Source organism: Streptomyces sp. NPDC002566 (assembly GCF_042889585.1).
Lineage (GTDB): Bacteria > Actinomycetota > Actinomycetes > Streptomycetales > Streptomycetaceae > Streptomyces.
Genome location: NZ_JBIARD010000008.1, coordinates 1 through 26,648 on the forward strand (window position 1 = coordinate 1; position 26,648 = coordinate 26,648).

General features: G+C 70.1%; 30 protein-coding genes and 1 pseudogene. 15 read left to right on the plus strand and 16 right to left on the minus strand.

All coding sequences use genetic code 11. From position 1 onward, the window contains the following. Positions 1-191: 191 nt before the first annotated feature. From ACFYXA_RS28900 to ACFYXA_RS28910, 3 genes are all read right to left on the minus strand, one after another. Positions 192-905, minus strand: coding sequence for a GIY-YIG nuclease family protein (locus ACFYXA_RS28900; RefSeq protein WP_389038305.1), 714 nt, complete (start codon positions 903-905; stop codon positions 192-194). Positions 906-1,773: 868 nt separating this feature from the next. Then, positions 1,774-2,361, minus strand: coding sequence for a hypothetical protein (locus ACFYXA_RS28905; RefSeq protein ID WP_389038308.1), 588 nt, complete (start codon positions 2,359-2,361; stop codon positions 1,774-1,776). Between the two features lie 552 nt (positions 2,362-2,913). Further along, positions 2,914-4,083: an alpha/beta hydrolase gene (locus tag ACFYXA_RS28910; RefSeq protein WP_389038311.1), complete on the minus strand. Its 1,170-nt coding sequence runs from the start codon at positions 4,081-4,083 to the stop codon at positions 2,914-2,916. On the opposite strand from ACFYXA_RS28910, the gene ACFYXA_RS28915 reads away from it, so the two are divergent. The 5 genes from ACFYXA_RS28915 (at position 4,003) to ACFYXA_RS28935 (ending at position 7,640) form a co-directional block, all read left to right on the plus strand. Beyond that, a complete protein-coding gene (locus ACFYXA_RS28915) occupies positions 4,003-4,542 on the plus strand; it encodes a LysR family transcriptional regulator (protein WP_389038314.1) in 540 nt (179 codons plus the stop codon). The two genes, ACFYXA_RS28910 and ACFYXA_RS28915, sit on opposite strands and share 81 nt — an antisense overlap. 298 nt (positions 4,543-4,840) lie before the next feature. Next, positions 4,841-5,248 (plus strand): NUDIX domain-containing protein, encoded by a 408-nt coding sequence (locus tag ACFYXA_RS28920; RefSeq protein WP_389038317.1) that lies wholly within the window; start codon positions 4,841-4,843, stop codon positions 5,246-5,248. 281 nt (positions 5,249-5,529) lie between these two features. Then, entirely contained in the window at positions 5,530-6,024 is a 495-nt protein-coding gene (locus ACFYXA_RS28925) for a DUF4231 domain-containing protein (protein ID WP_389038320.1), read from the plus strand. Between the two features lie 357 nt (positions 6,025-6,381). Continuing rightward, positions 6,382-7,461 (plus strand): hypothetical protein, encoded by a 1,080-nt coding sequence (locus ACFYXA_RS28930; protein ID WP_389038323.1) that lies wholly within the window; start codon positions 6,382-6,384, stop codon positions 7,459-7,461. Then, positions 7,458-7,640 (plus strand): hypothetical protein, encoded by a 183-nt coding sequence (locus ACFYXA_RS28935; protein ID WP_389038326.1) that lies wholly within the window; start codon positions 7,458-7,460, stop codon positions 7,638-7,640. The genes ACFYXA_RS28930 and ACFYXA_RS28935 overlap by 4 nt, the downstream gene beginning before the upstream one ends. A 256-nt stretch (positions 7,641-7,896) precedes the next feature. On the opposite strand, the gene ACFYXA_RS28940 is transcribed toward ACFYXA_RS28935, so the two are convergent. From ACFYXA_RS28940 to ACFYXA_RS28960, 5 genes are all read right to left on the minus strand, one after another. Further along, the gene (locus tag ACFYXA_RS28940) at positions 7,897-8,199 is read right to left on the minus strand and encodes a hypothetical protein (protein ID WP_389038329.1); all 303 of its coding nucleotides are present in this window, start codon (positions 8,197-8,199) and stop codon (positions 7,897-7,899) included. Then, positions 8,196-8,939 carry a GntR family transcriptional regulator gene (locus tag ACFYXA_RS28945; protein WP_389038331.1) on the minus strand — a complete coding sequence of 248 codons (744 nt, stop codon included), beginning with the start codon at positions 8,937-8,939 and terminating at the stop codon, positions 8,196-8,198. Before ACFYXA_RS28945 ends, ACFYXA_RS28940 begins: the two co-directional genes overlap by 4 nt. Next, positions 8,936-9,136 carry a hypothetical protein gene (locus ACFYXA_RS28950; RefSeq protein WP_389038885.1) on the minus strand — a complete coding sequence of 67 codons (201 nt, stop codon included), beginning with the start codon at positions 9,134-9,136 and terminating at the stop codon, positions 8,936-8,938. The genes ACFYXA_RS28945 and ACFYXA_RS28950 overlap by 4 nt, the downstream gene beginning before the upstream one ends. A 223-nt stretch (positions 9,137-9,359) precedes the next feature. Next, on the minus strand, positions 9,360-9,581 hold the full coding sequence (locus tag ACFYXA_RS28955; protein ID WP_389038334.1) for a hypothetical protein: 222 nt from the start codon (positions 9,579-9,581) through the stop codon (positions 9,360-9,362). An 87-nt stretch (positions 9,582-9,668) separates the two neighbouring features. After that, the gene (locus ACFYXA_RS28960; protein ID WP_389038337.1) at positions 9,669-9,947 is read right to left on the minus strand and encodes a hypothetical protein; all 279 of its coding nucleotides are present in this window, start codon (positions 9,945-9,947) and stop codon (positions 9,669-9,671) included. Positions 9,948-10,025: 78 nt separating this feature from the next. On the opposite strand from ACFYXA_RS28960, the gene ACFYXA_RS28965 reads away from it, so the two are divergent. From ACFYXA_RS28965 to ACFYXA_RS28975, 3 genes are all read left to right on the plus strand, one after another. Beyond that, entirely contained in the window at positions 10,026-10,784 is a 759-nt protein-coding gene (locus tag ACFYXA_RS28965; protein WP_389038341.1) for a GntR family transcriptional regulator, read from the plus strand. A gap of 739 nt (positions 10,785-11,523) precedes the next feature. Continuing rightward, a complete protein-coding gene (locus ACFYXA_RS28970; protein ID WP_389038344.1) occupies positions 11,524-11,958 on the plus strand; it encodes an ester cyclase in 435 nt (144 codons plus the stop codon). A gap of 120 nt (positions 11,959-12,078) precedes the next feature. Then, complete coding sequence (locus ACFYXA_RS28975; protein ID WP_389038347.1) at positions 12,079-12,276, plus strand: hypothetical protein; 198 nt, start codon at positions 12,079-12,081, stop codon at positions 12,274-12,276. A 185-nt stretch (positions 12,277-12,461) separates the two neighbouring features. Here ACFYXA_RS28975 and ACFYXA_RS28980 read toward each other — a convergent pair whose 3' ends face one another. After that, positions 12,462-13,232, minus strand: a complete 771-nt coding sequence (locus ACFYXA_RS28980; protein ID WP_389038350.1) for a 4'-phosphopantetheinyl transferase family protein — start codon at positions 13,230-13,232, stop codon at positions 12,462-12,464. A gap of 59 nt (positions 13,233-13,291) precedes the next feature. Beyond that, complete coding sequence (locus tag ACFYXA_RS28985) at positions 13,292-13,672, minus strand: S-adenosylmethionine decarboxylase family protein (protein ID WP_130436717.1); 381 nt, start codon at positions 13,670-13,672, stop codon at positions 13,292-13,294. Positions 13,673-14,072: 400 nt separating this feature from the next. Between ACFYXA_RS28985 and ACFYXA_RS28990 the strand changes: the two genes are divergently transcribed. The 4 genes from ACFYXA_RS28990 (at position 14,073) to ACFYXA_RS29005 (ending at position 17,784) form a co-directional block, all read left to right on the plus strand. Then, positions 14,073-15,905: a GNAT family N-acetyltransferase gene (locus tag ACFYXA_RS28990; protein ID WP_389038355.1), complete on the plus strand. Its 1,833-nt coding sequence runs from the start codon at positions 14,073-14,075 to the stop codon at positions 15,903-15,905. Continuing rightward, the gene (locus ACFYXA_RS28995) at positions 15,902-17,023 is read left to right on the plus strand and encodes an HAD-IIIC family phosphatase (RefSeq protein WP_352249032.1); all 1,122 of its coding nucleotides are present in this window, start codon (positions 15,902-15,904) and stop codon (positions 17,021-17,023) included. The genes ACFYXA_RS28990 and ACFYXA_RS28995 overlap by 4 nt, the downstream gene beginning before the upstream one ends. Continuing rightward, entirely contained in the window at positions 17,020-17,325 is a 306-nt protein-coding gene (locus tag ACFYXA_RS29000) for a phosphopantetheine-binding protein (RefSeq protein ID WP_352249030.1), read from the plus strand. Before ACFYXA_RS28995 ends, ACFYXA_RS29000 begins: the two co-directional genes overlap by 4 nt. A 138-nt stretch (positions 17,326-17,463) precedes the next feature. After that, positions 17,464-17,784 (plus strand): chaplin, encoded by a 321-nt coding sequence (locus ACFYXA_RS29005; RefSeq protein ID WP_352249028.1) that lies wholly within the window; start codon positions 17,464-17,466, stop codon positions 17,782-17,784. Between the two features lie 133 nt (positions 17,785-17,917). Here the strand turns inward: ACFYXA_RS29005 and ACFYXA_RS29010 are convergent, their stop codons facing one another. From ACFYXA_RS29010 to ACFYXA_RS29035, 6 genes are all read right to left on the minus strand, one after another. Next, entirely contained in the window at positions 17,918-18,784 is an 867-nt protein-coding gene (locus tag ACFYXA_RS29010; RefSeq protein ID WP_389038360.1) for a tyrosinase family protein, read from the minus strand. Next, entirely contained in the window at positions 18,768-19,250 is a 483-nt protein-coding gene (locus ACFYXA_RS29015; protein WP_389038363.1) for a tyrosinase cofactor, read from the minus strand. Before ACFYXA_RS29015 ends, ACFYXA_RS29010 begins: the two co-directional genes overlap by 17 nt. Before the next feature lie 170 nt (positions 19,251-19,420). Continuing rightward, entirely contained in the window at positions 19,421-19,912 is a 492-nt protein-coding gene (locus ACFYXA_RS29020) for a DUF5949 family protein (RefSeq protein ID WP_352249022.1), read from the minus strand. A 187-nt stretch (positions 19,913-20,099) separates the two neighbouring features. Continuing rightward, a complete protein-coding gene (locus ACFYXA_RS29025; protein WP_352249020.1) occupies positions 20,100-20,378 on the minus strand; it encodes a hypothetical protein in 279 nt (92 codons plus the stop codon). Between the two features lie 126 nt (positions 20,379-20,504). Then, positions 20,505-21,518 (minus strand): hypothetical protein, encoded by a 1,014-nt coding sequence (locus ACFYXA_RS29030; RefSeq protein ID WP_389038367.1) that lies wholly within the window; start codon positions 21,516-21,518, stop codon positions 20,505-20,507. 182 nt (positions 21,519-21,700) lie between these two features. Then, positions 21,701-21,943 (minus strand): chaplin, encoded by a 243-nt coding sequence (locus tag ACFYXA_RS29035; protein ID WP_130436708.1) that lies wholly within the window; start codon positions 21,941-21,943, stop codon positions 21,701-21,703. 411 nt (positions 21,944-22,354) lie between these two features. Between ACFYXA_RS29035 and ACFYXA_RS29040 the strand changes: the two are divergent. The 3 genes and pseudogenes from ACFYXA_RS29040 to ACFYXA_RS29050 form a co-directional block, all read left to right on the plus strand. Further along, positions 22,355-23,485 (plus strand): annotated as a pseudogene (locus tag ACFYXA_RS29040) (glycosyltransferase); the annotation flags it as partial. 341 nt (positions 23,486-23,826) lie between these two features. Beyond that, positions 23,827-25,245 carry an exopolysaccharide biosynthesis polyprenyl glycosylphosphotransferase gene (locus ACFYXA_RS29045; protein WP_389038371.1) on the plus strand — a complete coding sequence of 473 codons (1,419 nt, stop codon included), beginning with the start codon at positions 23,827-23,829 and terminating at the stop codon, positions 25,243-25,245. Between the two features lie 8 nt (positions 25,246-25,253). Next, positions 25,254-26,567: an O-antigen ligase family protein gene (locus ACFYXA_RS29050; RefSeq protein ID WP_389038374.1), complete on the plus strand. Its 1,314-nt coding sequence runs from the start codon at positions 25,254-25,256 to the stop codon at positions 26,565-26,567. The last annotated feature ends 81 nt before the right edge of the window (positions 26,568-26,648 follow it).

A 26,648-nucleotide genomic window follows, 5' to 3' on the forward strand; every position in this document is an offset into this window, starting at 1 on the left:
GACCAGCGTGTTCTGCGGCATCGACTGGGCCACCGACCACCACGACATCGCACTGCTCGATGAAGCCGGCACCCTCCTGAACAAGCTCCGCATCGGCAGGTCCACAGACTGCCCGACGCGCCGGAAGCTTACGGGGCCATGATCACTCGCACCAAAGCAGCTCCAGCCCAAAATCGCTCCGTCGACCTCGATCACGCCTCGCCTCGCCATTCGTAGTTTGGCTGCCGAGAAATAAAGGGGATGCGGCCATACTCCGTGTATTCTTTATCGATCCACATGGCGACTTCATACTCAATGAAATCGAAGCACATTATGAGCGAATAGCTATCCATCTCAAGCAAGATGCGCGCATTTTCCTCTGGATCCCGCGTCGGGTCGAAGGTCGGACTACCGCCACTCCCTATGAAGTCGAGATCGACTCTATCAACCTTTAGATCGCTCGATGCAAATGATTCCTGACGCACCGTCTCCAGCGCGCAGGTCATGGCTGTCTGAAGGTAGCCGAGACCCACCAGGTCACGCCTTAGCCAGCGTCGACACCGGGCATCGAAGGCTGGCAATACGTTAATCCTGGTAATTTCTACATCGTCGAGAAAAGGCGAGAAGCGTGCGATCTTTTGGAGAGCATCAATCGCCTCTTTAGCGGTGACGCGAAAGAACTCCCTACGCCCATTGACTCGCTGATGCGAGAATTTCTCATGCAGGCGCTTCTCGACCTCTACACAGTCGGCAACTAGTTCGTCATAAGCGACGACGAAAGGCGTCGGGATTCCAGTATTGCGGGAGAGATCACTTGCGCGCGCCTTGGAAGTGCCCCTGGTCAACCCGATTTTGACCAGGTCCGGGACGGATGAGTTCACGAGGATGTAGACGTATCCGGCCGTCTGCTCGGGGTCGTCGGTCATGGTCATGTTGTAGCAGCAGGGACTGACAAGCCGCCTCGCCTGGGCATGCTGGGCTCGGTGCCAAGCCATGAGCAGACACCAGTACCAAGTTTTTGACGATTGAGGGCGCTGCTCCTTCAGCAACCGCCTACGCACCACTACCGCACCAGATCGAGCGGGGAACAGCGGGGAACCACGGTGAAACTGGCCGAGCCCAACGAGGCTACGAACCATGAATTCGCCCAGGTCAGCGTTCAAGGTGGCCCCAAAGTGCCGCGGCTTCCCAAGCTGAGGGCTCCCGGCACAGTACGTTTCGTCCTCGCTTGTTCAGTGCGAGGGTGCGAAGCCGGCGGACTGGTCGAGGTAGAACGCGGAGCCCGCAACCGTCGGGGACCAACCCTCACGCAGGGCAAGGCGGACAGCTGCAGCAACACGAGATGGCAGTACTGGCTCAGCCTCGCGGCCGACCCAGTTGCTCGGATGGGGCTGGTCGGTGGCGACCACGAGCGTTGTCCCCGAAGTGACCGCATGCTCGACCGCGAACGTGCACGGCGACCAAGCCAGCCCCCGTAAGTACGTCGGTAGGCCTCGCAGCCGCCAACGGTAAGCCGTGCCGTCGATGACGATCCGTCGTGATCCTTTGCGGACCAGTGCCATAACTCCCCCTTCAACAGCGAAGATCCTAGCGAGCCTGGCCCCCTCGTCCGTCTCAGTTTCCATCTCATTCAGCGCCGTTCACGGATGTTCAGACGGGACCGAAGCCCGTAGCCGCTCCGGCGACCAGCCGACCGTAAACGCAGGTGAATGGCCCTGCACGCAGCCCTATGAGGCGTCAACGCAGTTGGAAAGCGCGTTGGTGCAACCGCTACCTAACACCAGCTCAGAGTGCTCACACGGCGCCTCTGTGGGCGCGCCGCCGGGTCAACTGTTCGTCGATATCATTGATGAAGAGAGCGAGGAGGTCCCCCTCCTTCACCTGCCTGCCGCCGTGCCCGAAATCTCGGCGAATTGCGGACAAGAGTTCCTCGAAGCTAAATATCGTATCCTCAGCTTCGAGAACTTGCGCTTCCCGCTTGAATTTTGACCAGGCAAGCAGAACATCGTCGGAAGCCCATGTAATGAGATCTGGCGTGATTTCCCGCAGGAACTGTGCCACTTCATCTGCGTTCGAAGAGTCGGGGTTCATGACCGTCCTCATGAGTCCACTTACAAGCCTGGTGTAGACGGGAATTTTGCTGGCTCGAATCTCTGCCTCGACAGATTTCCGGCGTTCGAGGTAGCGTCCAATAACCAATGTGGCAACGGTTACGAGAACCGTTGCCATCGCCGTTACGGCTGCAGCAGCAACCGTAGGGTTCACGCCATGGAAAACTTGTCGCCCCACGTACCTCGCCAAGAAGGCTACGCCCTCCACCGCACCAAACAGCAGGGCGGCAAGGACTGCGAGGCTACCTATCCCCTTGATGAATGCGCGCATGGGTGCACTGTGACACGACGCCCAGCGTCGACGAGACGAATCGGCGGCAAGAGCCGGGAGGACGGCCAGCCACTTGACAGCGAGCGGCCGGCTGACATCCAACGCAGACAACGACCACGAACAGCCGCGACAGTCAGCACCCGACGATGGCACATGGGCACGCGCTGGATCACGGCCGCGTAGGGGTGGGATCGAACTCCTAAAGCGGGTGTCGCAGGTTCGAATCCTGCCGGGGGCACAGCGAAAGGGCCAGCTCAGGAGGGTTTCCTCCCAGGCTGGCCCTTCGTCGTGTCCGGGGTCGTGCCACACGCGTGCCACTACGGCTGCGTGGAGGCCGGATCCTCTAGTCCGAGACGGCCTCTCCCCCACCCTTACGGATCATGGCTCCGAGCCGATCAGCGATGGCCTGGTCGCGGTCGCTGGTCATGTGCTGACAGATCAGCGCCGCGCGGGTGACCGTCCCCGGCCTCACGAGCACGCCCTCCGCCACTTACGAGGTGGTCCGCGTGGGCGGCACCCTCCGCGTCACGGACCGGCCACGGGCGGTGGTCGTCACGCCCGGGACGACCGCTCGCCCGACCGCACCCAGGCAGTGAACGCCTCGACCGCGTCGACCACCGCCTCGAAGCGGAGCGAGTGGTACAGGTCGAAGGCGTGGTGCCCGCCGCGCAACTCGGCGTAGACGACCGGGTTATCGGAGGCGCCGCGCAGCCCATCGGCCACCTCTCGGATGTCGGCCGCGGGCACCAGCGGGTCCAGGTCCCCGTGGACGATCAGCATGGGCGGCGCGTCCGGCCGGGCATGGCCCAGCGGGGACGACTCAGGACCCTGGTGCCAGTACGCGCCCAGGAAGCCGTTCAGCACGACGACCCCGCTGACCGAGGTGTCGGCTTCCTCGAAACCCGGCTGGAACGCGGGGTCGTTCGGGGTCAGTGCGGCGATGGAGCTCATGTGGCCGCCCGCCGAACTGCCCGCCAGGAACAAGGTCGACGGATCGGCGCCGTACTCCTGGGCGTGCTCCCGCGCCCAGGCGATCACCTTCTTCAGGTCGATCATGTGCTCCGGGTGCCGGACCTGGGGCTTCAGCCGGTAGTTGGCGCTGATGGTCACCCAGCCACGGCTCGCCAGCCGGTAGTGGAGGGGGAGCGACTGGCTGTTCTTGCGACCGCCGCTGTAGTGGCCACCGTGCATGTGGATCAGCACGGGCGCACCCTTGGGCCGCGACCGGTGGTGGTACACGTCCAGCAGGTTGCGGCGGCCCGCGTCCCCGTACGACAGGTTGGCCACGCGCCGGACGTCCCAGCGGCGCCGGAAGATGGGGACGAACACAATGCGGGTCCATGGGCGCCTGCGCCGCAGCCCTTCGCCGAGGTCCGCGTCGATGGATGCGCGCCACCCGTCGCCGAGCCCCTCGGTCATAGCGCGCTCAATCCGGTCCCGCTCGCCCCAGGCACGGTGGGCGATCACCGCGAGCCCGGGCAGGGTCACGACGGCCAGCCCGACGATCGCCCAGGCAGCCGGCGAGTCGATGTCGCCCTCGGAGAAGGCCAGTGCCGTCGGGACCAGCAGCATCCAGAAGAAGGCGGCGAAGGGCAGCTCGTTGGCAGCCAGACCGAAGATGTAGCTGGGACGTCCCAGCGGATGCTCCCACGGCACCGGCCGCAGCGCGCACCACGTGCCGATCGCGACGACGGCCACGGTGATCAGATATCCGACAGGCACGGCACCTCCTGGAGAGGCAGCTGGTGCTGCCTGCGCGCGTACCCCCGGCCAAGGGCGGGGCGTGCCCCAGTCTTCCCTGGTGTCCGCAGGGCATCAACTCCGTTCCTGGTCAAGTCTGTTGACTCTGGACTAAAAAATTCGGGTCCGCGCGTGCAGGTGCGGGAAATCGAGATCTTTCTGACGCTCGCGGAGGAGCTGCACTTCAGCCGCACCGCCGAGCGGCTGTGCATCAGCCCGGGCCGCGTCACCCAGGCGGTGAAGAAACAGGAACGGCTCATCGCGGCCCCCTCTTCTCCACATCACGCGCAGCGTCCGCCTCTCCTCTCGGCGAGGAGCCGTACCGGGCGCTCAAGATCGGCCACGGCCAGATCACGCAGGGCATCGAGGCGGCCAGGGCCGCCGGTCTGGGCCGTCGCTGGGCCCTGCGAGGCCGACCAACGAGACGGCGTCCGCGGGTGACCACCCCCACCCCGCTCTGGCCTGGGCCATCCTGCGCACCGGGTGCGTGTCTAACTGCGTGACAACGCCAACGAACAGCGGCGGACGTGCGCGGACGTCTGTGGACCATCGCAGCAGGTGAGAGGAACACCGACCCAAGGTCGAAGGCCCGCCCAAGTTGCTTCGGGACGAAGCGGTCGTCCTCCAAAGCTCGGCGTTACGCTCCCGCCAGCCCAGCTCCCTCATGTGGACTTGCCAGCAGCGAGGCTGGGGATGGACGGTGCGGACGCAGGCGATGCCCTCCGATACGGTCCGAGCCATGGTGAATGGCAACGGTGTGCCGGAGAAGGTGGCGTGGGTCCTGGTTCGGGACGACCGGGTTTTGGTGACGCGTAGTCACGGCAGAGATCGCTTCTACTTCCCGGGCGGTCATCGTGAGCTGGGCGAGTCCGACGCAGAGACCCTGGTGCGGGAGATCGACGAAGAACTGCAGGCGACGATCGATCCCGGTTCCATGGTGCACTTCGGCACTTTCGAGATCGGCGAGGGCCATCCGGATCACGGCCCCTTCAGGATGATCTGTTACACCGCCGATCACCGCGGTGAGCTGACCCCGTCGAGGGAGATCGCCGAGAAGGCGTGGTTCCGCTACGCCGATCGGGACCGGGTCTCGGCCGTCGACGCGATGGTTTTCGACGCACTGCACGAGGCCGCGCGGCTTTCCTGATCCCGTGACCGCTGAATAGCAGCGGAGTACAGCAACCACCGTGACCGCGGCTGACCGCCAACACCCCTCGATGGCCGACTGACCAGCCCATCAGCGTCTCAATGACCTCCCAGCCGAGAGTTCGGAACGAAGAGGTCGCGGGTCAAATCCCGCCACCCTGACTCGGAAGTGCAAGGTCAGAGCCACTCAGACCGCCAGATCACCTTCCGTTGTGGGAGCCTCGAGCGGCTACGCTAGGCGCGCGATTGCCAGGGCAGCGAGCTGCAAGGTGGCGACAGAGCTTGGGGGACGAAGTGCAGCCGGACAGTGACCTGGGCGTTGGTCTCAGCCCGAGGGAGGTTGCCGCCCTCCTGTTGGACAAGATTCGTCAGGGCAACGGCTACGCCCGCGGCAAGAAGAAGCGGTTCAGTCGTAGTGCCGCCGTCACCAAGGTGGCGACGCTCGTACTGTCGGCTGCGTCCACCGTCATCCTGGGCCTGCAGAACCTCAACACCTGGGCTGGTCTGGCCCTGGCGTGTGTAGCGCTGGTGACGCTGCTAGGAGCCGTCGAACCGTTCTTCAACTGGCGCTCCCGGTGGGTTCTGATGGAGGAAGCGCAGTACCGATTCCAGCGACTTGCCGATGACCTCGAATACCTCGTGGCCTCGACGGCCGCCGACGAGCTCACGTTCGATCAGCTGAACGAGATCTTTGGTCAGTATCAGGCGATCTGGGGCGACCTAAGCCGCACATGGCTGGAGCATCGTCGGGAACCCGCGCCGTCGACCAATGCCTAGAGGTGCGCGTATCCACAGGCTGCGGCGCGGTCTGAAACAACACCTACCTGGTGCACGATCAAGATCACCTACTGCGGCCGTGACGTCCAGAGCTCCAGACGCACCAAGCGCACCCAGATACGGCGGGGAACCACGGTGACAGCGACGGCCCTGACCGGAGCCGCGAAGCGGCCGTTCGCCCAGTTCAGGGACCGAATCGACGATGTTTCCCCTCAGCTTCCCAAGCTGATGGCGTAAGTCGCAGCTCACCAAGGTGACTGGGGTCATAGGCAGGCCGAGAAAAAGATTGCCGAACTGCGGTGGTGCCGCGCCTAGAGGTAGAAGCCTCGTACGCACAAGCCTTTCAGGGAGGACTGCATGCACCACCGTCTGTTCGCTGGCGACTTTGTGAGCGCGCTTCGCCCTCACCGTCCGCGTCAGCCCAAGGATGGAGAGGTCATCGTCGGCGAAGACGGAGTTCCGCGGGTCACCCTCCTCATTAAGATCGAGCTCCCCCTGCCGGCCCCGTCACTGGAGGGGTTGGCCCTCTATACGGAGTTGCAGGCGGAGTCCTGGCGCACGGGGCGCCCTCTTCACCCGTGGGCAGGGCCAAACGGCCAGCGCCATGACACGGGGCAGGATGACTCACCTCTGATCGAAGGCGACGCCTCCAGTCTTGCGCTTCGTGTGATCGCGAATATTTCGCGGTGGCGGGTAAGCCTGGAGGCCCACCGATGTCAACCAAATAGCCGCAAATGTCGCTGCACCAAGCAGGACTGCCTGGTCGTGATCGACAGCCTTCTTGGCTCCGCTCTTACTGAGGTGGCGTCATCCCTCAGTGTGCCGCTCCCTCTCGTCACCCGAAGGGGGGTGCTCGCTGCCCTCGTTGCTCGTAATGCCGCTATCGAGGGTGACGCGGACACGGTGGACTCCTTTAGCCGCACTTGGCTGGGACTGGACCACCCGGAGCGCTGGCGCGAAGCGGTGGAGAACGCCCTCCTCGGCGACTGGGTCGACCAGCTAGGCGCTGGCATCACGGACGATCCCGTCGTCGCCGACCTGCTGCAGCGACACAGTCGCCGCGAGCATCTGCAGTTGCAACCACTGTGGGAACGCAGGGTCCGCGGAAAACAAGTCGCCCTGCTGAGCAGTTCAGTCAGCGAGGGCATGACACTCGCCGATGTCCTCACCGACCGGCGCAGTCCGGAAGCTGTGCTACTCAGCGATAGGTTCGCCGACCCACGTATCGACTCGGTGCTCGGCCAGATGCAAGTGGCAGAGGAGCGTCTCGCTATTGAGTGGGCGCACAGCAAGGACAACTGGGGGCAGGTGGCGGCCGGGGCGGGGCGACCGACCGCATATGGCGAGCGGGTCCGTCGCAAGCTCAAGCGGCTTGGCGCCCGGCACAGCGAGCGAGCTGCCGCAGCGCCCTCCAGTCGGAAAGCGGAGGAGGCATGACTTTGAGTAGCCTGCTGTTGATCCTTCTGCTGGTCATGGTCACGCTGCTCGTCGGCGCTGGCGTCTTGGCCCTGCTTCTGTATCGCCCCGCCTGGGCCGCCCCGTTCGCCGGTGCGCTAACCGCGATGATGCTCATGGCCACGGTCATCGGTCTCCTGGTCGCAGTCACCAGCAACTGACGTCGGTCTGGCTCTGCCGTCTCAGTTTCCGTCCAACGAGGCATACGCGTGCGTGGTCGGTTGGCGCGCCCGCCGTCGTGGCTGACTGTCGTCGGTCGAGGTTCCGACGGGCCAGGCGTGAAGGGCCCTGGCACCGGCATGCGGCGCATCGGTCGGGGCCCGCATAGAACGCGACGGGAGGGGAGCCCGGGTCTGTGCTCGGGTTCCCCTCCCGCCGGGAGGCCTATCGAAGGCGGGCGCCGCTCACGCCCCTCGTTCAGGTGCTGTGTGGTTCGTTCGCCGCCAGGCGGTGTCCGCGGCTGGTTGCGACGCGGAGGACGTCTCGCAGGGCTCCAGTCAGTTCTTGTGCCAGGAGCTGCACTTCCTGCGGGTCCGCGTCACCGTCGTCGAGGGTTTCGGAGGCCTCCTCCAACAAGTTTGCCCCCGAGTCGAGTTGGTCTGCCTCGATGCCGTCGGCCAGGCGGGCCATGAAGCCGCCCCAGTCATCGGTACTCAGGTAGCAGGGCTTGCCCTCCGATCCCGACCATGGGAGGAGCCGCAGTTCATTACGTGCCGTCATCCTTGCGTCTGCCTTTCGTCGGTCGTGTGGTGGGTGGTGAAGACCACGTCGACGCGGTCCCCGGGAAACACCAGGCGGGCGGCTTCGACGACTCGGCCGGTGGTGTCGGTCGCGGCGCGGGTGATCGCGAGGACGGGTGAGGCTGAGCTGATCCGCAGGACCGAGGTCTCATCTGGCGTCGGCGGGCGAGCGCACACCGTCTCCCGGATGGTGGCCGGCGGTGGGCCGAGGACGGCAAATCTCGATACCGCCTCCCTGCACACGGACTCGTCGTCGAACACCCCTGCCGGGGCCAGGTCACGCGGGAGGTAGATGTAGGCCATCCCGTGCGGGGCGTCCCCTTCGAGGCTGACGCAGAAGAACTCGGCCAGGGGGCTGCCCATTGGCACCTTGAGCAAGGTCGTGAGATGCCCGTGAGCCTGCACCGTCGTACTGCGGACGGTGACGCGCAGGGAGGCTTCGGCGGCGGTCCAGGGGTCAAGCGTGCCCCAGCCGCCTACGTACACCGTCTTGCGGCTACGGCGGCGGACGAAGTTTCCCTTTCCGTGGATCTTGTCGACGAGGCCTTCGCCCTGGAGCACGGCCAGTGCCCGCCGCAGCGTGACGGTGCTGACCTTGTACCCGTCGGCCAGTGCAGCTTCGGAGGGCAAGCGCTCGCCGGCCTCCAAGCGGCCCGCCGTGATCTGGCGTCGCAGATCGTCGGCGATGTCGTGATGGCGGGAAGGCACGGCCTCCGTCACCGCCGTCTCAGCGGCCGTACGGCGATGAGCCGGGTCCGCGTGTGAATGGTCAGCAGCTCTCCCGAGTCGAGGACCAATTGCTTGGCCCCGTGCGGAAGCTGGAAGAGGTCGCTCACGCGGCATGCCCGGCCGCCGAGTTGGATGATGTCGCCGCGTTGCACTGTGGTCGAGGTGATTTCGACGTTGGCGACCAGCATGCCGCCGGGGCTCCATCCCTTCACCGGTTCACCTCCGTGGAGGCAACCTGGTCAGCCACCGGGTGGCAGGGGCAGTCACAGGCCTCGTAGATCACGGGGAGGTCCACCGGGGGCGGTGCAGGAGCGAAGTCCGCACAGGCGAGGTGGGTTCCGATGCGGCAGTGGGCCGAGCGGTAGGGGGCGGGCGAGGCGCTCGAAACGTGTGGTTGTCGGCGAGAAGACATCATCGGACCCCCGCGAGGGACGACCATGCTTCGGCCGACAGACGGGGAGCGACGACCACCGGACGGAGTCGTGCACGCTGCTCCCAGGCCAGAACGTACGGACGGACGAGCGCGACGTCCTCGCCCGCGAGCGAATACCGGCGCGGTGCGCTGTCGGAGGCGTCGGAGACACGGCACAGGCTGAGCGTGGGCGCGTCCGGGGTGGTGGAGGAGCCTGGCATGGGCGGTAACGAGCGGCGATGCCGGCCCTTTCGCCCTCTGGTGAGGGCGACAAGCCGGCGGATACGGTTGAGCACGCTGATCAGCTCCTATCGCTGATTGCCCGGTCCCCCGACATCGCCCGTCGTGGGGACCGCTTTGCGTACGACCGCCCAGAGGGTGCGGCCGTTCAGGCTGGTGGCGAGGAGCCCGAATCGATCGGCTCCAGCCACCACGTCCAGGACCTCCCGCCATGACTCGGCGGAGAGCTCTTCCGGCACCTCCGCCTCCACCGACGTGTGACGGGGGTGCACCTCCACTCGCGTGAGCAGCCCGAGGGCGGACAGCCGGGCGGCGAGGGCCGCCGCGCTAACTCCCGAAGCGGGCACAGGGCAGCCTCCGTCACCAGCGATCACTTTCAGTGAAGCTAGTTAACTAGATTAGAGCTAGTGGACTAGATTTTCCATATGCCTGATCAGCCGCCCTATCTCCGCATCGCCGACGAACTCCGGCGGCGGATCGCGGAGCACGTGTGGGAGCCGGGAGATCGCCTGCCCTCCCGCGCCCAGATCGGCGAAGAGTGCGGCGTGGGCGAGAACGTGGTCCGCCGGGCTCAGGAGTTGTTGATCTCCCAGGGCGTGCTGGAGGGTCGTGCCGGATCAGGCACGTATGTCGCCGAGCCGCGGCAGCGCGTGCGGGTGGTCCGTTCCTCGGCGCGCGAGCAGCCCAACGGCTCGCCCTTCCGCGCAGACATGAAGGCCGTCGGCAGGCAAGGGGACTGGGAGAGCCGGACCGACGCCAAGGTGCCGGCACCGGCCGAGATCGCGGCGCGGCTCGGCATCGACGAGGGCGAGCTGTGCGTCCGTACGACGTACGAGTTCCTGGCCGACGGCAGGCCCGTGCAGTTGTCGACGAGTTGGGAGCCGTACGACCTCACGGCCGGCACTCTCGTCGTCTTGCCCGAGGGAGGGCCGCATGCCGGTGCGGGTGTCGTGAACCGCATGGCCGCGATCGGCATCACCGTCGGCCACGCCGTGGAGCAGCCGGAGCCGCGGCAGGCGACCGCCGAGGAGGCGTCACTCCTGGGCATCCAGAAGGCCGCTCTCGTCACGCATATTCGGCGGACGTACTACAGCGACCAGGGGCGGCCCGTGGAGACGGCGGACATCGTGGTGCCCGCCGCTCACTGCGAGATCGTCTACGAGATCCCGATCAATCGTCCGTAGCGGCCCGCGAGACCTGGGCAGCAGGTCTGCGGGTGGTGCGCCTACCTTTGGCGTCGGATGTACCAGCCCGCCACCAGCACGATGAGAAGGGCAATCACGAAGGCCCACACCGTCGTTGCGCCGTGGTACGAGCGGTAAGCAACCAGAGCAAGCATGTTCAGGCGGATACCCCGGGCGGGTGGCTTCAGCAGACACCCGGCGTCCGCCCCTCTGCCGAATGCGTGTCGAAGACGCCGCGCGTCCACAGTCGTCAGTCGAAGAACGCGAGGTCAGAGGACGTGCACCGGTGATCTCACCAAGCGCCTTCTAAGCGCTTGGCCGCAGGTTCGAGTCCTGCCGGGGGCGCAAGTCTCCGCCCTCCCTATGGGAGGGCGTTTTTGCTGCTCAGAGCACGTTTCACTCGCCACGCCGAAGCCCGGAAACTCCCCCGGCAGTCATGGGGAGGTTCCGGGGCTCTGCGGCTGTCACCGGGTTTCGCGGGTGGCTGTGTCGAATACGTCTCGAAGTTTTCGACGGGAAGCCTCAGCCCGCTTCGGCCGGCTCGGGGAGATTTCCCGCAGCGTCCAGGCGCCGCTTGAGGTCAGGCCGCTGCCCCTCGACACACGTGCGCATGGATGCTTCCGGGTGATGCACCCGGAAGCCCGGCGAGGCGCAGGCGGGGCCCCGTGCCGGGGCGGGTCATGCTTCCGGTCGTGCAGACCGGTTCCGGCGGTACGCAACGCGCACAGAGGGGTCTCCCATGTCGAGCGAAGAGAACAAGAGGTTGGTTCGCCGTTTCTACGCGGAGATCGACAAGGGCAACTTGGAGGCCATGGACGAACTCGTGGCCGAGGACTACCAAGACCACTCCCCGGCCCCGTTCCCAGGGCTCGGGTCCGGTCGCGAAGGGCTCAAGCAAGCCTTCCGCCTCTTCTGGGAGGCCACTCCCGGGGTCCATGAGATCGAGGACCAGATCGCGGAAGGCGACAAAGTGGTCACCCGGATGACGGCCCGTGGAGTGCACGAAAGGGACCTGCCCGGCATTCCGGCGACCGGGAATCAGGTCACGATGACGGCGACGGTGATTCACCGCGTCGAAAACGGCAGGCTCGCGGAGAAGTGGTCGGACAAGGACCTGCTCGGCTTCCTCCAGCAGCTCGGCGTCATGCCGACGCACGGCGGTACGCCGACGTAGCCTGCCTGGCAACCTTGCTCGCGCAGCGATCTTGCGAGATCGTCTACGAGATCCCCGTCAACCGCTGGCGGGACAGTTCCGCGTCAAGGTCGTAGCCCTTCGGCTCGTATCGTGACGGGCATGCGCAATGAGCGGCACGACGAGCGGTTGTCGGACGAGGAGTTGGAGTTGTTCCTCCAGTACCTCCACAGGTTCGCGAACCATGACCTTGATCTCTTCGCCCTCATGCAGGTTGGAGACCTTGAGCACCCCGCCTACGTGTCCTTCAGCAGGAAGCCGGAAGCGGGTGTCGACCAGACGGCCTACCGGCGGCCGTAGGCCAGCTCCGGGCCTCTGAGCGCTTGGCCGCAGGTTCCAGTCCTGCCGGGCGCGCAAGTCTCCGCCCTCCCCACGGGGGGGCGTTTTTGCTGGCTGGAGCACGCCTCGTCGACGGCACTTCCGCCGCACCGGTGCCTCTGGGTTAACGGGACGAGGCCCTTGGGACCGGGGCGGGACGTGGGCCGTCAGGGTGGTGGTGGCGAGGTGGTGTACGGCGTCAGCGTTGCTGTGCCGTCGTGGTGGTGGAGGCTCAGGGCGGTTGCCTCGGTCGCGGCTAGCGTCGCTGTCGCCGGTAGGTGCCTCGAACCCGTCACTACGTCCATGTCGGCCATCGCCAGGGCTCTCGGCGCGGTCCGCTGGTCCGGCCAGGACAGGACCTTCGGGGGGAGCGGGGGTGCCGACACCTCGAGGTGGCGCAGCGGTACGGTCAGGCCCACGCCGAGGGCCTTCAGTACGGCCTCCTTGCGCGTCCACATCCGCAGGAAGGCCGACGCCCGCTCGGCGAGCGGGTGGGCGTTCAGGGCGGCGATCTCGGCGTCGGTCAGCGCCACGGGCGCCACCGTGTCGACGTCGAGCGCCGCGCCGCTCCCGGTCTCCTCGACGTCGAGCCCCACGTTTGCGCCACGCGCGACGGCCACGCCCACGACGTCACCGCTGTGCGTCACGGAGAAGTCGACGTCGGCGAACGGCGAGCCGTGCGGCACCGCGAGCCGGGGCTTGCCGTGCGGGCCGCCGCAGCGCGGGCACACACGGCGCAGCGGGACCTCGGCCGGCGACACGCCGAGCAGCTCCCCCAGGGCGATACGGCTGAGGGCGCAGCCGAGCAGGAACCGGCCCCGGTCGTCGGCCCGGACGATCGCCTCGTGCCGGGCGCGCTCGACGGGGTCGAGCAGCGCTGTGAGCGGGGCAGCCGCCCGGGCGTCCCGCAGGCTCGCCCACCGCACCCCGACGCTCACCTCACCGGGCACTCCGTCACCGCCGACCCGGCCCGCGCCTCTTCGCTCGGGAAAAGAACTCAGTGCACCGCGCGCAGCATGCGCGTCACGTTGATTTTCGTCGGGGAGAGGCCGAGTTCCACGCTCTGCATCATCCGCTCGCCGTTCAGGCGGCCGTAGGCGAGCAGGTCGACGTTGGCCAGGCTGAATTCCGGCCAGGTGTGAATGCTCAGATGCGAGGCGGAAAGCAGCAGAATAGCGGTGACCGCACCATTCGGGAAAACATGCGAGGCCTCTCCGAGAACCTGCGCGTTTCCCTTTTCGGCGGCCGTGCGCAACACCTTGAGGAGGCGCTGTTCGTCGGTCAGGATGCTGTGGTCGCTCACCCACACGTCGACGGCGTACGAGCACAAATCGTCGACGTTTATGCCCTCGGTGGCGAGGTTGGCGGTGTCAGTCATGGGGGATCAGGGAAGGCGAACCGCCGCCCCCGTCTCCTTTCATATAGATCTGCGCTGGTCCGTGTGGCCTAAGCGGAAGGTCGCGAGGCCGATTACCGGCACTCGGCGTCGCCCAGCCTAGCATCCGGGGCGCTCCGCGGCTCGCGCGTAGGCGGTGCCATTGCTCGCTCACTCCCCCACGAGCATACGTTTGGAAATTCCCGTGATTCGCCTTGCGGGGCAGTATCGGATTTGATTTCGCAACATTTACGTTTCCCTTCTCCCATTTCTGTTTCGCCGACCGGTCGGAGAGGCCGGTGGGCAGCCCGTATACTCGATACATCTGGATTCCATACAGCCCGCCCGGAGCAGCATTGTGAAAAACGCGCCTCGACACCGTCGGAGTACGACCGTCGATCAAGTGCTCACGGAAGTCGCGGACGCCGTCAGGCTGCAGGAGGGCCCGCCCGGAGTGCGGTCCGTCCTGCGGGCCCTGCGCCGCCTGGCTCCCGCCTCCACGAAGGACATCAGCCGCGCGACCGGCCTGCCCGTGCCCATCGTGGCCGCCCTCGGCAACGAGCTGCGCCGCCGGGGCCTGCTGACCGAGCAGCGCCCCTCGCGGCTCACCCCGGCGGGCCTCGACCTCGTCGCCCGGCTCGGGATGGACCTCACCCTCGACGCCACCTGCACCACCTGTGACGGCCGTGAGCTGGTCGTCCCGGAGGTGCTGGACGAGGCGGTGCGGCGGCTGCGCGCGATCATGGAGACCGGGCCGGCCGCGGACATGGCGATCGACCAGTCCCACTGCACGCCCGAGACCAAGGTGCGCCGGGTGCTCGCGCTGCTCACGGCGGGCGCGCTGCCGGGCGGCTCGCTGCTGCTGATCGGCGACGACGACCTGATCTCCCTGGCCGTCGCCGTGGTGGGGGACGTCCTCGGCGGACCGATCGTCGAGCGGGTGACCGTCGTCGACATCTCCCCCGAGATCCTGGCCTACGTCCAGAAGGTGTCCGCCGGTCTCGGCACCCGTGTCGAGACCGTCGAGCACGACCTGCGCCGGCCGCTGCCCGCCGACCTGCACGGCGGTTTCGACGTGGCGATGACCGACCCGCCGTACACCCCGGAGGGCGCCCGGCTGTTCCTGTCGCGCGCCGTGGAGGGCCTGCGGTCCGGCCCCGCGCACAGCGTCTTCTTCTCCTTCGGCGGCAAGAGCCCCGACGAGATGCTGGAGGTCCAGCGGGAGATCATGGCGCTCGGCCTGGTCACCAACGGCTACATCCGCAACTTCAACGAGTACGAGGGCAGCGGCATCCTCGGCGGGGTCGGCTTCTTCCAGCACCTGCTCACCACCACCTCGACCGCCTCCCGCCAGGGCGACTACGGCGGCCCCCTCTACACCGGCGACAAGCGGACCCGGCAGCGCGAGTACACGTGCGTGGCCTGCGCCGCCGAGCTGCGCGTCGGGCCCGGCGCCCGCTGGACCTCCGTCGCCGCCCTGCGCGCCGACGGCTGCCCCCAGTGCGGCAAGGGCCCGTTCCGGCCGGGCCGCCTGGTCTCCGTGGAGGAGGAGACACCGGCAGCGGCCCCCACCGCGTCCCCGGCAGCGGCCCCCACCGCGTCCCCGGCGACGGCTCCCACCGTGCAGCCCCCGGCCGAGGGCCCGGCCCCGACCCGAGCCGCAGCCCCCGCCTCAAGCCCCACCGCCACGCCCACACCCGCCTCCCCCCGCCCCGCCTGGCACCCCCCGGCCCCCGAGGCCCGCGCCGCCCTCGCCGAGCGGGCGCAGCCCTACCTCACCCGTCAGGCCGACGAGCGCGACCTCCCCGCCATCGGCGAGTTCGAGGCCGAGATCGCCCGCGTCTCCTTCGGCGAGGACGCCGTCGACGACCCCGCACGCTGGGCGTCCCGGCTGGGCCGGGCCATGGAGAAGTCGAAGGAGGGCATGATCGTCGCCCACCGGCCGGGTGAGCCGGCGGTCGGCTGGTGCTGGGTGAGCATCAACCAGAACGCGATGACCGGCGACCGTTACGCCAACTTCCGCTCCCTCGCCGTGGCCCCGCTCGACAACCGCGCCGACGTGGCCGAGCTGCTGCTCACCGCGGGCCTGGAGTTCTGCGTGGCGAACGGCATCACGGAAGTCGTCGGGCGTGTCCACGTCGGCAACGTCCCGATGCGCACCGTCTACCGCAAGTTCGGCTTCGACCCCGCCACCCTGACCATGAAGCTGCGTCTCGCGGAGGAGAGCGCCCGATGAGCGGGGCGAGCGGCTACGACCCCGACGCGATCAAGTGCGTCGTCTGGGACCTGGACGGCACCCTGTGGGACGAGATCGCGGTCGAGGCGCCCACCGATGAACTGCCCGTGCCCCGGCCCCGGATGCTAGCCGCGATCGATTCGCTGGCGGGCCACGGGGTGCTCAGCAGCCTCGCGAGCCGCAGCGCGCCCGCGGTCCTGGAGCGGCTGAACGCCGTACCGGAGCTGCGCGACCGTTTCCTCGCGCCGCAGGTGTCCTGGCAGGACAAGAGCGAGTCGCTGCGCAGGATCGCCAAGGACCTGGGGATCGCGGTCGAGGCCCTCGTCCTCGTCGACGACTCCCCGTACGAGCGCGCCGAGGTGGAGGCGCTGCTGCCGGGGGTGCGCACCCTCGCGCCCGAGGACGTGCCCGCCCTGCTGGCGGCGTTCGAGGGCAGGGAGGTCACCCCCGAGTCGCGGGAACGGGTGCGCCGTTACCGCACCGAGGAGACCCGCCGGGCGGAGGGCGAGCGTTTCCAGGGCACCCGGGAGGAGTTCCTGCGCTGGTGCGGGATGCGGCTCACCGTCGGCGTCGCCGAACCCGACGAGGTGCCCCGCGCGCTGGAGCTCGCCGCCCGCACCCACCGCCTCAACTCCTCGGGGCTCAGCCCGCGGCGGCTCAGCACGCTGGCCTCCGAGGAGGGGCACGAGCTGTACACCGCCCGGATGGCCGACCGTTTCGGCGAGTACGGCATCATCGGCGCGGCTCTGGTGGACCGGACCGGCCCGGGCCTCTGGTCGGTCCCGCTGCTCGCCCTGTCCTGCCGGGTCGCCGGACGGGGCGCCGCCGCGGCCTTCCTGTTCTGGCTGATGGAGCGGGCGCGGGAGTCCGGCGCTCGGGAGTTCCGGGTCGTCCTGCGGCCGACCGACGCCAACCTGGAGATGCGGATGCTGCTCCGCCAGGCGGGCATGCGGCGCGTCGACGACGACCCGCACCCCGGGCAGACGCCGGCGGACGCCGTCGCCGTCCTCGGCCGCGCCCTGCACGGCGACCTCCCGCAGTCCCCCGCCTGGCTGCACGTCACCACCCGAACGCACCCGGAACCCGCCCCGGCCCCCCGAAAGGACGCACCAGCGTGACGGACGCCCACAGCCCCTCCTCCACGGACCGGACGCCGGACCGGGCGACGGTGGAACGGGAACTCCGCTCGATGATCGCCGAGGCGGCCCGCCTCGACCCCGCCGCGGTCGACCGGCTCCCCGCCGACACCGAGCTGTTCGGGCCGCTGATCGGCCTCACCTCGCTCGCCGGCGTGACCCTGCTGGGCGCGGTCCACACCCGCTTCGGGGTGGACGTCGCCGCGCTGGACCTGAGCCTGGACAGCCTCCAGTCCATCGCCACGCTCACCGACTTCGTCACCGAGCACGTCAAGCACGGCTGACGGCATCGGGCTCACCGCTGTTCGCAACGGGTGATCCGTGCGGCCGCGCCGTGACCTGCCCGGGCGCACGGCGTTGAACGGGGAGTGCGGCGGCAGGTCCTGCTGTCGCGTGAACCGAGTGAGTTTAAGGAGAACGTGATGTCTCGCATCGCGAAGGCGGCCGCAGTCGCCCTTGGCACCGGCGCCATGGTGGCCGGTGGCGCCGGTCTGGCCATGGCGGACGCGGGCGCGCAAGCCGCGGCCGTGGGCTCGCCGGGCTTCCTGTCCGGCAACGTCGTCCAGGGTGTGCTCCACCTCCCGATCAACGCCTGCGGGAACACCGTCGGCGCCGGCGGACTGCTCAACCCGGCCTTCGGCAACACCTGCGCCAACGTCGACGGCCACCACTCGGACCGGGACAAGGACGACAGCGACAAGGGCCACCACCACGACAACGGCGGCCACGGCTACGGCAACTGACACCCCGTACCGCGCGCAGCACGCGACGGAGCCCCGGCACCTCGAGCGCCGGGGCTCCGCCCGTTTCCGCACCGCCGACGGCGTACGACCGGAGGCCCGCCGGACACGGACCTGCCGACGGACGCCGGCCGTCTCAGACGTACCGGTAGATCCGGCTCACGTCCTCCAGCCGGTCCGGGGTCACGTCCCACGGAGGCAGCTTCTCGTGCCGGGCGACGACCCGCCGGTACTGCTTGCTGCCCGACGCGGGGGGCTCCGCGGGCAGGTAGCGGTGCTCGCGGTGACGTCGCTGCCAGCGCGTCCAGAGCAGGTCGATGAAGGCGTGGTGCAGCCAGAAGACGGGGTCGTTGACGGAGGCGCCGCCCACCATCACCCCGCCGACCCAGCGGTGCACGCGGTTGTGGTTGCGCCAGGCGGCGCTGCCGCCGCCGCTCCCCCACCCCTCCAGTTTGTTGCGGAAGCCCCGGCGGGACGTGGAGTCCCACGGGGCGGTGTCGTAGACCGGGTCGGCCAGCGCCCAGTCCAGGTCGCTCTTCCCGGGCAGCTCGATCGGGTCGCGGGCGCGGCCCAGGTCCCGGGTGAGGAACCGCCGGTCGGTCACCCCGTCCTTGATGGTCCAGTTGCCCGTGGAGTACGCGAACGGCCCGGTCGTCACCTGGAGGTCGGAGCGCCGCCCGTTGCCGCCGAGCAGGTCGTCGGTCCAGGGCGCGGAGGTCGCGGAGCGGTCCCGGGTCCAGTCCCAGTACGGGATGGTCACCGAGGAGTCGACCCGGCGCAGCGCCTTCTCCAGGTCCAGCAGGAACTGCCGGTGCCAGGGCAGGAACGAGGGCGCCATGTGGGCCGTCCGCAGACCGCCCTCGCCGTCGGAGACGTAGTACTCGATGTGCGTCCGCACGAACTCGTCGTACTCGCCGCGTCGTTTGACCTCCAGCAGCGCCTTGACGAAACGTCTGCGCTCGGCGGCGGTGAGCGCGCTGACGTTCTTACGGGTGTACGCCATGGTGTTCCCCCCTGTGGATGTGCCCTGCTGCGGTACCGGTGTCGCGGAGCTTCTCCCCGGGGCCCAGCTCGTCGACCGCGGCACGGGCCGCCTCCAGCGGGGTGGCGTACGAGGCATAGTGGTCGACCATGCTCAGCCAGGTGCCGTCGGCGCGGCGCATCAGGTGCAGCGGGCGGCCGTCGACGGTGACGCTCCAGCGCTCGCCGCCGACGGCGCGGCCCGACGACATGAGGACGCCCTGCAGGCGCCGGCCCCGGTAGGTCTCGTCGAAGAAGGTGTCCGTGTCCGGCCCGGGAAGGCCGGTTCCGGGTGCGGGCCGGGAGGCGGCGACCACCGGGGCGAGCGCGAGCGCCGCCGCCGCGCCGAGCAGCCCGCGCACCACGTCCCGCCGTGCTCTGCCGCGTGCCGCGGGTCCTGTCGCGCCCACCGGCGCTGCCGTCACGGGTACTCCGTCGACGCTGACCATGGCCTGCTCCTCGTCCGGTTCGGTTGTCCACAGCGCTAACCGGCCGACGGGCCGCGGGGTCACGTAGAACGGCGGCGGGCAGGGCCGGAGGAGGGACGCGGACACGGGCAGGGCCCGGACGGAGGCCGTCCGGGCCCGCTCGACGAGGCGCACGGATCGGCGCGGCGGCTTCAGCTCCGCAGGCGGCGCGCGGGCAGGATGACGTGCGCCGCCGCCGTGAGGGTCTCCTCGGCGCCAGCGAACGCCGCCAGCGCCTCGGGCGCGATGTACGTGCCGGGGGCGGCCTCGGGCCAGGGGCGGGTGGTGACGACGAGGTAGGCGTAGCCGCGTGCTTCGGCGGCGGCGAGCCACTCGGCCGGGGGCACGCACTGCGCGGTGAGGCCCCCCAGGGTGAGGACGGCCGCGCCCGACTCCACGAGCAGGCTGACCGGCAGGCTGGGCTTGGCCATGCCGTCGACGAGGTCCCCGCCGACGGGCAGCTTGTTCTCGGTCAGCAGGTGCTCGATGGCGGCGGTGGACGCTTCGGGGCCGTCGGCGGCGTCCCCGAGGGAGTACGCGAGGAGGTACGGCATGTCGCCGCCGTCGGGGGCCTCGCCGCTCCACGGGACGACGACGAGGGTGCCCAGGTCGGCGGCACGGGTGGCGCTGGGGGTTGAGGTCATCGCGCGACCATATAGGCGCGGGCGCCTACGACCTGACGGGTTCTCACCCGCGCGGAGGACGCCGGACGGGTGCTCCACACGAACGGGGGGACGCGTGCGGCACTCGGCTCGAACAGCGGCGAGGGCCGGTCCCGTACGCCGTCGTACGTCACGGGATCGGCCCTTCGGAAGCCTCTGCGCGGGCGGGTCAGCCCTGCAGCGGCAGTCCGCCGAGGAGCGGGGTGCTGTTGAGGGCGCCGGTGGCCTCCTTGACGGCGTGGAGCGCGGAACCCTTGTTCTCGGTGTTGAGCGCGTTCGACTGGTGCTGCAGCGGCATCACGTCGACGGGGCCCTTGGTGAGCGTGTTCACGGCGCCGTTGAGGCTGGAGGGCGTGAGGTCGGCGGTGCTGTGGGCGAACGCCGGGGCGGCGGCGCCGGCGATCACCATCGACCCGGCAACGACAGCGGCAGCCTTCAGGGACTTCATCGGGTTCCTTTCTGCGGCGACTTCAGTCACCAGGAGGAATGTGACGCCCTGCCTAACGATCCCTACGGCGTGCGGAAACCCCGTCCGGGTAAATTGCCCGCACCGTGGAGGGGGTGCGGGCGGGCGTCACCTGGGGGGCAGTCCCTCCGTCGGGCGCGCGGGTGGGACGGCCGGCAGGAGCGGGGCCGCCGGGAGGGCGGGCGGCGCGGGCGGCGCGGGCGGCGTCACCGCACCGGTGGCAGTGGCACCTTCGGTGGGAGTGGTGGCCGGGGTCGCTTCGGTGGCGGCCTGGGGCTCCGCCGGGAAGGCGGGCGGCTGCGCCAGGCCGGCCGCGGTCGGGGCGACGGGCTCGTCGTCGAGCAGGGTGGCCGTGACCAGGTCGAGCAGGCCGCTCACCACGTCCGTGGCCGCCGACACGATCTCGGCCACGTCACCACCGGTCACCACGGCCAGCAGCGCGTCGAGCGCCGCCCGCAGCTCGGCCAGCGCGTCGGCCCTGCTGTCGGCGGCCCTGTGCCGTGCCCCCGCCGTCGCCGCCGAGGGGTCGCCGCTCGGTGTGACAGCGCGCCGCGCGTCGGCGGGCGGCACGGCGGCGGGCCCGGCCGCCGGGCCGGGAACCGCGGCAGTGGCCGTCCCCGTCGCGGGTGTCGCCATGCCGACGGACGACGCGTCGGCGGTCGGCGTGCCGGCGGCCGCGCCCCCTGACGACGTCACGACGGAGGACGTCACCGCGCCGCCCCCCGACACGACCGACGTGGACGTCGACGTCGATGCCGATCCCGACGTGAATGTCGATGTCGTCGCCGACGTCGTCCCGTCGCTCACCACCGAGATCATGTCGAGCGCCTGCCGCACCGCGTCACTCAGTTGCTTGACCTGATCAGGTGTCATCGGGCGCTGCTCGGAGGGCAGTGCGGAGGTGAGCAGACCGGTGACCGGCGTGAGCACGGCCCCCAGCGAGCTCAGGCCGTCGAGCCGGCGGAGCAGCACGTCGACGCCGGGGGCGGCGGGCGCCGCGACGGTGGGCTCACGGGTCGCTTCCCCGTCCACCGCGAGGGCGGTGGGAGCGGCGATGCCGAGAACGAGGGCGGCGCAGAGCGCGCAGGACGCGATACGCCGTACGGGGGGCAGACCACGCATGAGGGGGTTCCTTTCGAAGTGCGTCGGGGCGCACCTCCACGGTGGGAGGGGCGGTCACACTCCGCAACAGGTCGATCGCCGTTCGTGTCGACGAGAGCGGCCCGGCAACACGAACGGCCGCCCTTCCGACGGAAGGGCGGCCGCAGACGACCACGTCGAGGACGACCTCGAGCGAGGTGACGTCAGTCGCTGTTGACGCAGGTGTTGCCGAACGCCGGGTTCAGCAGGCCGCCGGCGTCGATGGTGTTGCCGCAGAGGTTGAGCGGGATGTGGGGGGCGACCTGGATGACGTTGCCCGACAGCACACCCGGGGAGTGCTCGGCGACGGCGTTCGCGCCGCTGTCGGCGACGGCGATCCCTGAGGCGCCGGCGACAGCCGCGGCGGCAACGGAGGTCAGGGCCAGGCCCTTAGCGATACGCGACATGGAGAAGTGCTCCTTGGGGTTTCGATCACAACACCCGGGCGGGGATGCCCGACCCTCTGTCAACGCGTGACACGCCCTGGAGTTGTGCCGCCGTTGGGGTGAACCAAGAGAGGCACGGGCTTGACGATCGAACGTGCGTACGTGCGGCCGTTCGGGTGATTCACCGCGCCCTTCCGGCCGCCGGCGCGTTAACGGACGTTTCCATTCCGGCGACCGCTCCGGCGAACCCCACGCTCAGCGCGCCGGGCCGTCCGCGGAGGCGCGCGTTCCGGCGCACGACCACCCCTCGGCACCCGATCGGCCCTGTTCGATACCGCGCGCGGGTTTCGAGAAAGGCGGTGACCAGCGGGCCTTCCAGCTCGTTTTTTCGCCCGTACCCCGGCGTCGGCCTGTGAGCGAGGAAACCGCGCGATGCATCAGCCAGAACCCGACTTCGCACCGCGGGTCCTGCACCTCACCCAACCAGTGGACGGCGGAGTCGCCCGCGTGGTGACGGATCTGGCGCGGGCTCAGCTCGCCGCCGGGATGAGCGTCACCGTCGCGTGTCCCGAGAGCGGCCTCGCCCGGGACCTCAGGTCTCTCGGCGCGGACGTACGGCGGTGGGAGGCGACGCGGGCGCCGGGCCCCTCGCTCCCCGGCGAGGTCCGGCGGCTCGGGCGGATGCTGACGGCGGTACGGCCCGACCTGGTCCACGCGCACAGCGCCAAGGCCGGGCTGGCCGGGCGGCTCGCGGTGCGGGGGCGCGTCCCGACCGTGTTCCAGCCGCACGCCTGGTCCTTCGAGGCGGTCGGCGGCTCCACCGCCGCCCTGGCCCTGCGCTGGGAGCGGCTGGGGGCACGCTGGGCCCACCGGCTGGTGTGCGTGAGCGAGGCGGAGCGTACGACGGGCCGGCGGGCCGGGATCGCCGGGCGCTGGAGCGTCGTACCGAACGGCATCGATCTGGACCGCTTCCATCCGGCCCCGGTGGACACCGTGCGCGCCGCGCTGCTGCCGGACGCCGACCCGGCCGCGCCGCTGGTGGTGTGCGTGGGACGGCTGTGCCGGCAGAAGGGGCAGGACGTGCTCCTGCGGGCGTGGGACGCCGTGCTGCGCCGGCTGCCCGGCGCCCGGCTCGCGCTGGTCGGCGACGGTCCGGACGGCGAGGAACTGCGCTCTCGCGCACCGGAGTCGGTGGTGTTCGCGGGCTCGGTGGCCGACGCCGTGCCCTGGTACCAGGCCGCCGACCTGGTCGTCCTGCCGTCCCGCTGGGAGGGCATGGCGCTGGCCCCGCTGGAGGCGCTGGCCTGCGGGCGGCCCGTGGTGGTGACCGACGTGGACGGCGCCCGGGAGAGCATGCCGTCCGCGCTCGCGCCCCGCTGCGTGGTCCCGCCCGACGACCCGGCGGCGCTGGCCGGGGCGGTCGTCCACCTGCTGCTCGACCCGCTGCTGCGCGAGTCCCTCGGCCACGAGGGGCGCCGGCACGTCGTCGACGCGCACGACGTACGGCGTACCGCGGCCGCGGTCTCGGACCTGTACCGCGAACTGCTCATCGGGACACGGCCGTTCGCGCCGTGCGCCACCCGACTCCCGTCTGACGCACACCCCGCCGGACCGGCCGGGCCCGATGGACCGACCGGCCTCACCGACCACTCCCCGTCCACCGATCCCTCCGAGCCGTCCGATCCCTGCGAGCCGTCCGATCCCTCCGGTCCTTCCCGAGCGCCGCACCCATCTCAAGCGCCAGAACCGCCCGACCCCGCTGCGTCAGCCGACATCCCGTCGGCCGGCACCCCCGCCGAGCGCCCCACCGCCGCACCACCCACCACCGCGCGCCCCACCGCCGAGCCGCCCGCCGGGCGGTCCACCGACGACATCTCCAACGAGCGCAGGGAGTCAATCCACTCGTGACTGCGGAAAGCACCTTCTCCACGCCCGGAACGCAGCCAGGATTCTCACCCGTCGCGGTCATCCCGCGGCACGACGACCAAGCCGGATTCCGATTCCCTGTCCGGCGGCCCCCGGCGCGGGCCGCCTCCCCTCTTCCCCTCCTGCTGGCCGACGGCCTCGGCGCGCTGGCGGGCGTACCGGTCCTGGCCGGGGCCGGACAGCAGCCGCTGCTGCTCGCCGCGCTGGTCACGACCACGCTGCTGCTGCGCACGCACCGGCCGCGCCCCGTGCACGGGGTGCTGGACGAACTGCCCTCGGTGTGCGGCCGGATCGCGATGGCCTGGCTGACGCTCGCGGCGCTCGTCGCCGCGTCCACGCCGGCCCACGCGCTCTCCTGGCGCACCCTTCTCATCGGGTCCGCCGTCCAGGCCCTGGTCTGCTGCGCCGGGCGGGCCCTCGTCCACCAGCGGCGCCGCAGGGCGATGGTGCGCCGGCCGCACGCGGCGCTCGTCGTCGGCCCGGTGCCGACGGCTCGGCGCGTGGCCGAGGCCATACTGCGGCTGCCGCGGTACGGCATCGAACCCGTCGGCATCGTCGCCCGCCACCACCACGACGGCGCCGACGGGCTTCCCGTGCTGACCACCGGCCAGGAGGTGCAGCGGGCGCTCATCCAGAACGGCGTCCGCGACGTCCTGTGCGTGGACCCCGCGGTGCGCTCCACTCAGGGCCCGCTGCTGCGGGCGCTGGCCGAGTCGGGCTGCACGGTGTGGGAGCTCGACGCGGACAGCCCTTCGTACGCGAGCCGTGAGCAGCTCGCCGGATTCGCCTGCCGTCGCCTCGACATGGGCGTCGGCTACCCGGACAGCCGTGCCAAGCGGCTGCTGGACATCGTCGTCTCCGGGACGCTGCTGCTCGCGATCAGCCCGCTGCTGCTGCTGTTCGCGCTGGTGCTGCGGCTGACCAGCGGGCCGGGCGTGGTGTTCCGGCAGGAGCGCGTCGGCAGGGGCGGGCGGCCGTTCACCCTGCTGAAGTTCCGCACCCACCGGCCGGCCGACGCACGCGAGTCGGCGACCCGCTGGAGCGTGGCGGACGACCAGCAGATGAGCCGCTTCTGCCGCTTCCTGCGGCGGAGTTCGCTGGACGAGCTGCTCCAGCTGTGGAACGTCCTGTGCGGTGACATGAGCCTGGTCGGTCCGAGGCCGGAACGGCCCTACTTCGTACGGCAGTTCAGCCAGACCTATCCCGGATACGCGTCCCGGCACCGGATGCGGGTCGGCATCACCGGGCTCGCCCAGGTGCACGGGCTGCGCGGTGACACCTCCATCGAGGACCGGGCCCGCTTCGACAACGCGTACATCGACAACTGGTCGCTGTGGCAGGACGTCTGCATCCTGCTGCGCACCGCGGCCGCCCTCGTGCGACCGACCGGGAGCTGAGCCCTCCGATGAGTCACGCCCTGCTGCCGCCGCTCCTGCGGAACCTGTCGCCGGTGCTGCCCGTCGTCGCCGTGGTCGCCCTGCTCGCGCTGCCGGTCTCCCCCGGCGGTGAGGGCGGGGCCGGGCCGGCGGACGCGCTCTCCGCGCTCGTGGTGCTGTTCTGCGCGGTCCGGCTGCTGCGGCAGCGGCGGCGCCCCCTGTCCCGTACGGCGGCGGTGGTCCTCGGACTGCCGGTGGCCGGACTGGCGCTCGCCGCGATGGGAGCGGGCTCGGCGGGGGCGGGGGTCGCCGGCCTCGGCCGCTACCTCCAGGTCTTCGTGATCGTGCCCGCCGCCGTGCTGCTGCTGATCCGCGACCGGCCCGACTTCCGGCTGCTGGCCTGGTCGTTCGTGGGGCTGGCGGGGTGGCAGGGGACGGTCGGCGTGCACCAGTTCGTCACCGGCACCGGCGCCTCCTACCAGGGCGAGGACATCCGCGCGGTCGGCACCTTCGGCCCCCAGGACGTGATGGGCATGGCGACGGTGGTGTCCTTCGGGCTGGTCTGCGCGGTGGGGCTGGCACTCGGGCAGGGCACCGCGCGGCAGCGGACCGTCGCCGGCCTGTCCGCGCTCGCCCTGCTGGCGCCGCTCGCGCTGTCGTTCAGCCGGGGCGCCTGGATCGCGACCGCGGTGGCCTGCTCGGCGCAGCTGGTACTGGCCGGGTTGCGGCGGGCGCTGAAGGCGGCCGCGGTGGCGGCGGCGCTGGGCGTGGTGCTGGTGGGCGGCTTCGGGGTCGGCTCGGCGATGCTCCAGGAGCGCGTCGGCAGCATCACGCAGGTCGCGGACGCCCCCGACCAGTCGGTCACCGACCGGTACACCATGTGGGCGGCGGCGCTCGGCATGTGGCGTGAACAGCCGGTGACCGGCGTGGGGTTGAAGGGCTTCCCCGAGCACCGGGACGCGCACGCCTCGCTGGCGCTGTCCGCCGGCAGCGACACCGCCGGCGCCGGGTCGGGCTTCGTCAGGCAGCCGCTGCTGTCCCCGCACAACATGTATCTGCTGGTCCTCGGCGAGCAGGGGCTCGTCGGACTGCTCGCCCTCGCCGGCAGCTGGCTCGCCCTGCTGGGCTGCGCGCTGCACGGACTGTTCCGGGTGCGCCGGCTCGGCTCGCCCGGTCTCGACTGCGCGCTGGTCGCCTGCGGCCTGCTGATCTGGCAGCTGACCGACTTCCTGTACGCCGACATCGGCGGCCCCTCCACCGTGCTGACCGCGATCTGTCTGGGCCTCGCCGCCTGGTGGGCCCTGGCGGCGCCCGGCACCCCCGAGGAGGCGCCCTCCCGATGACGGTGACCCCTCCCAGAACACCGGGCCCGCGCCCCGGCGCGGCCGAAGCCGCCGGCTCCCCCGCCGGCGGCGCCACCGCGT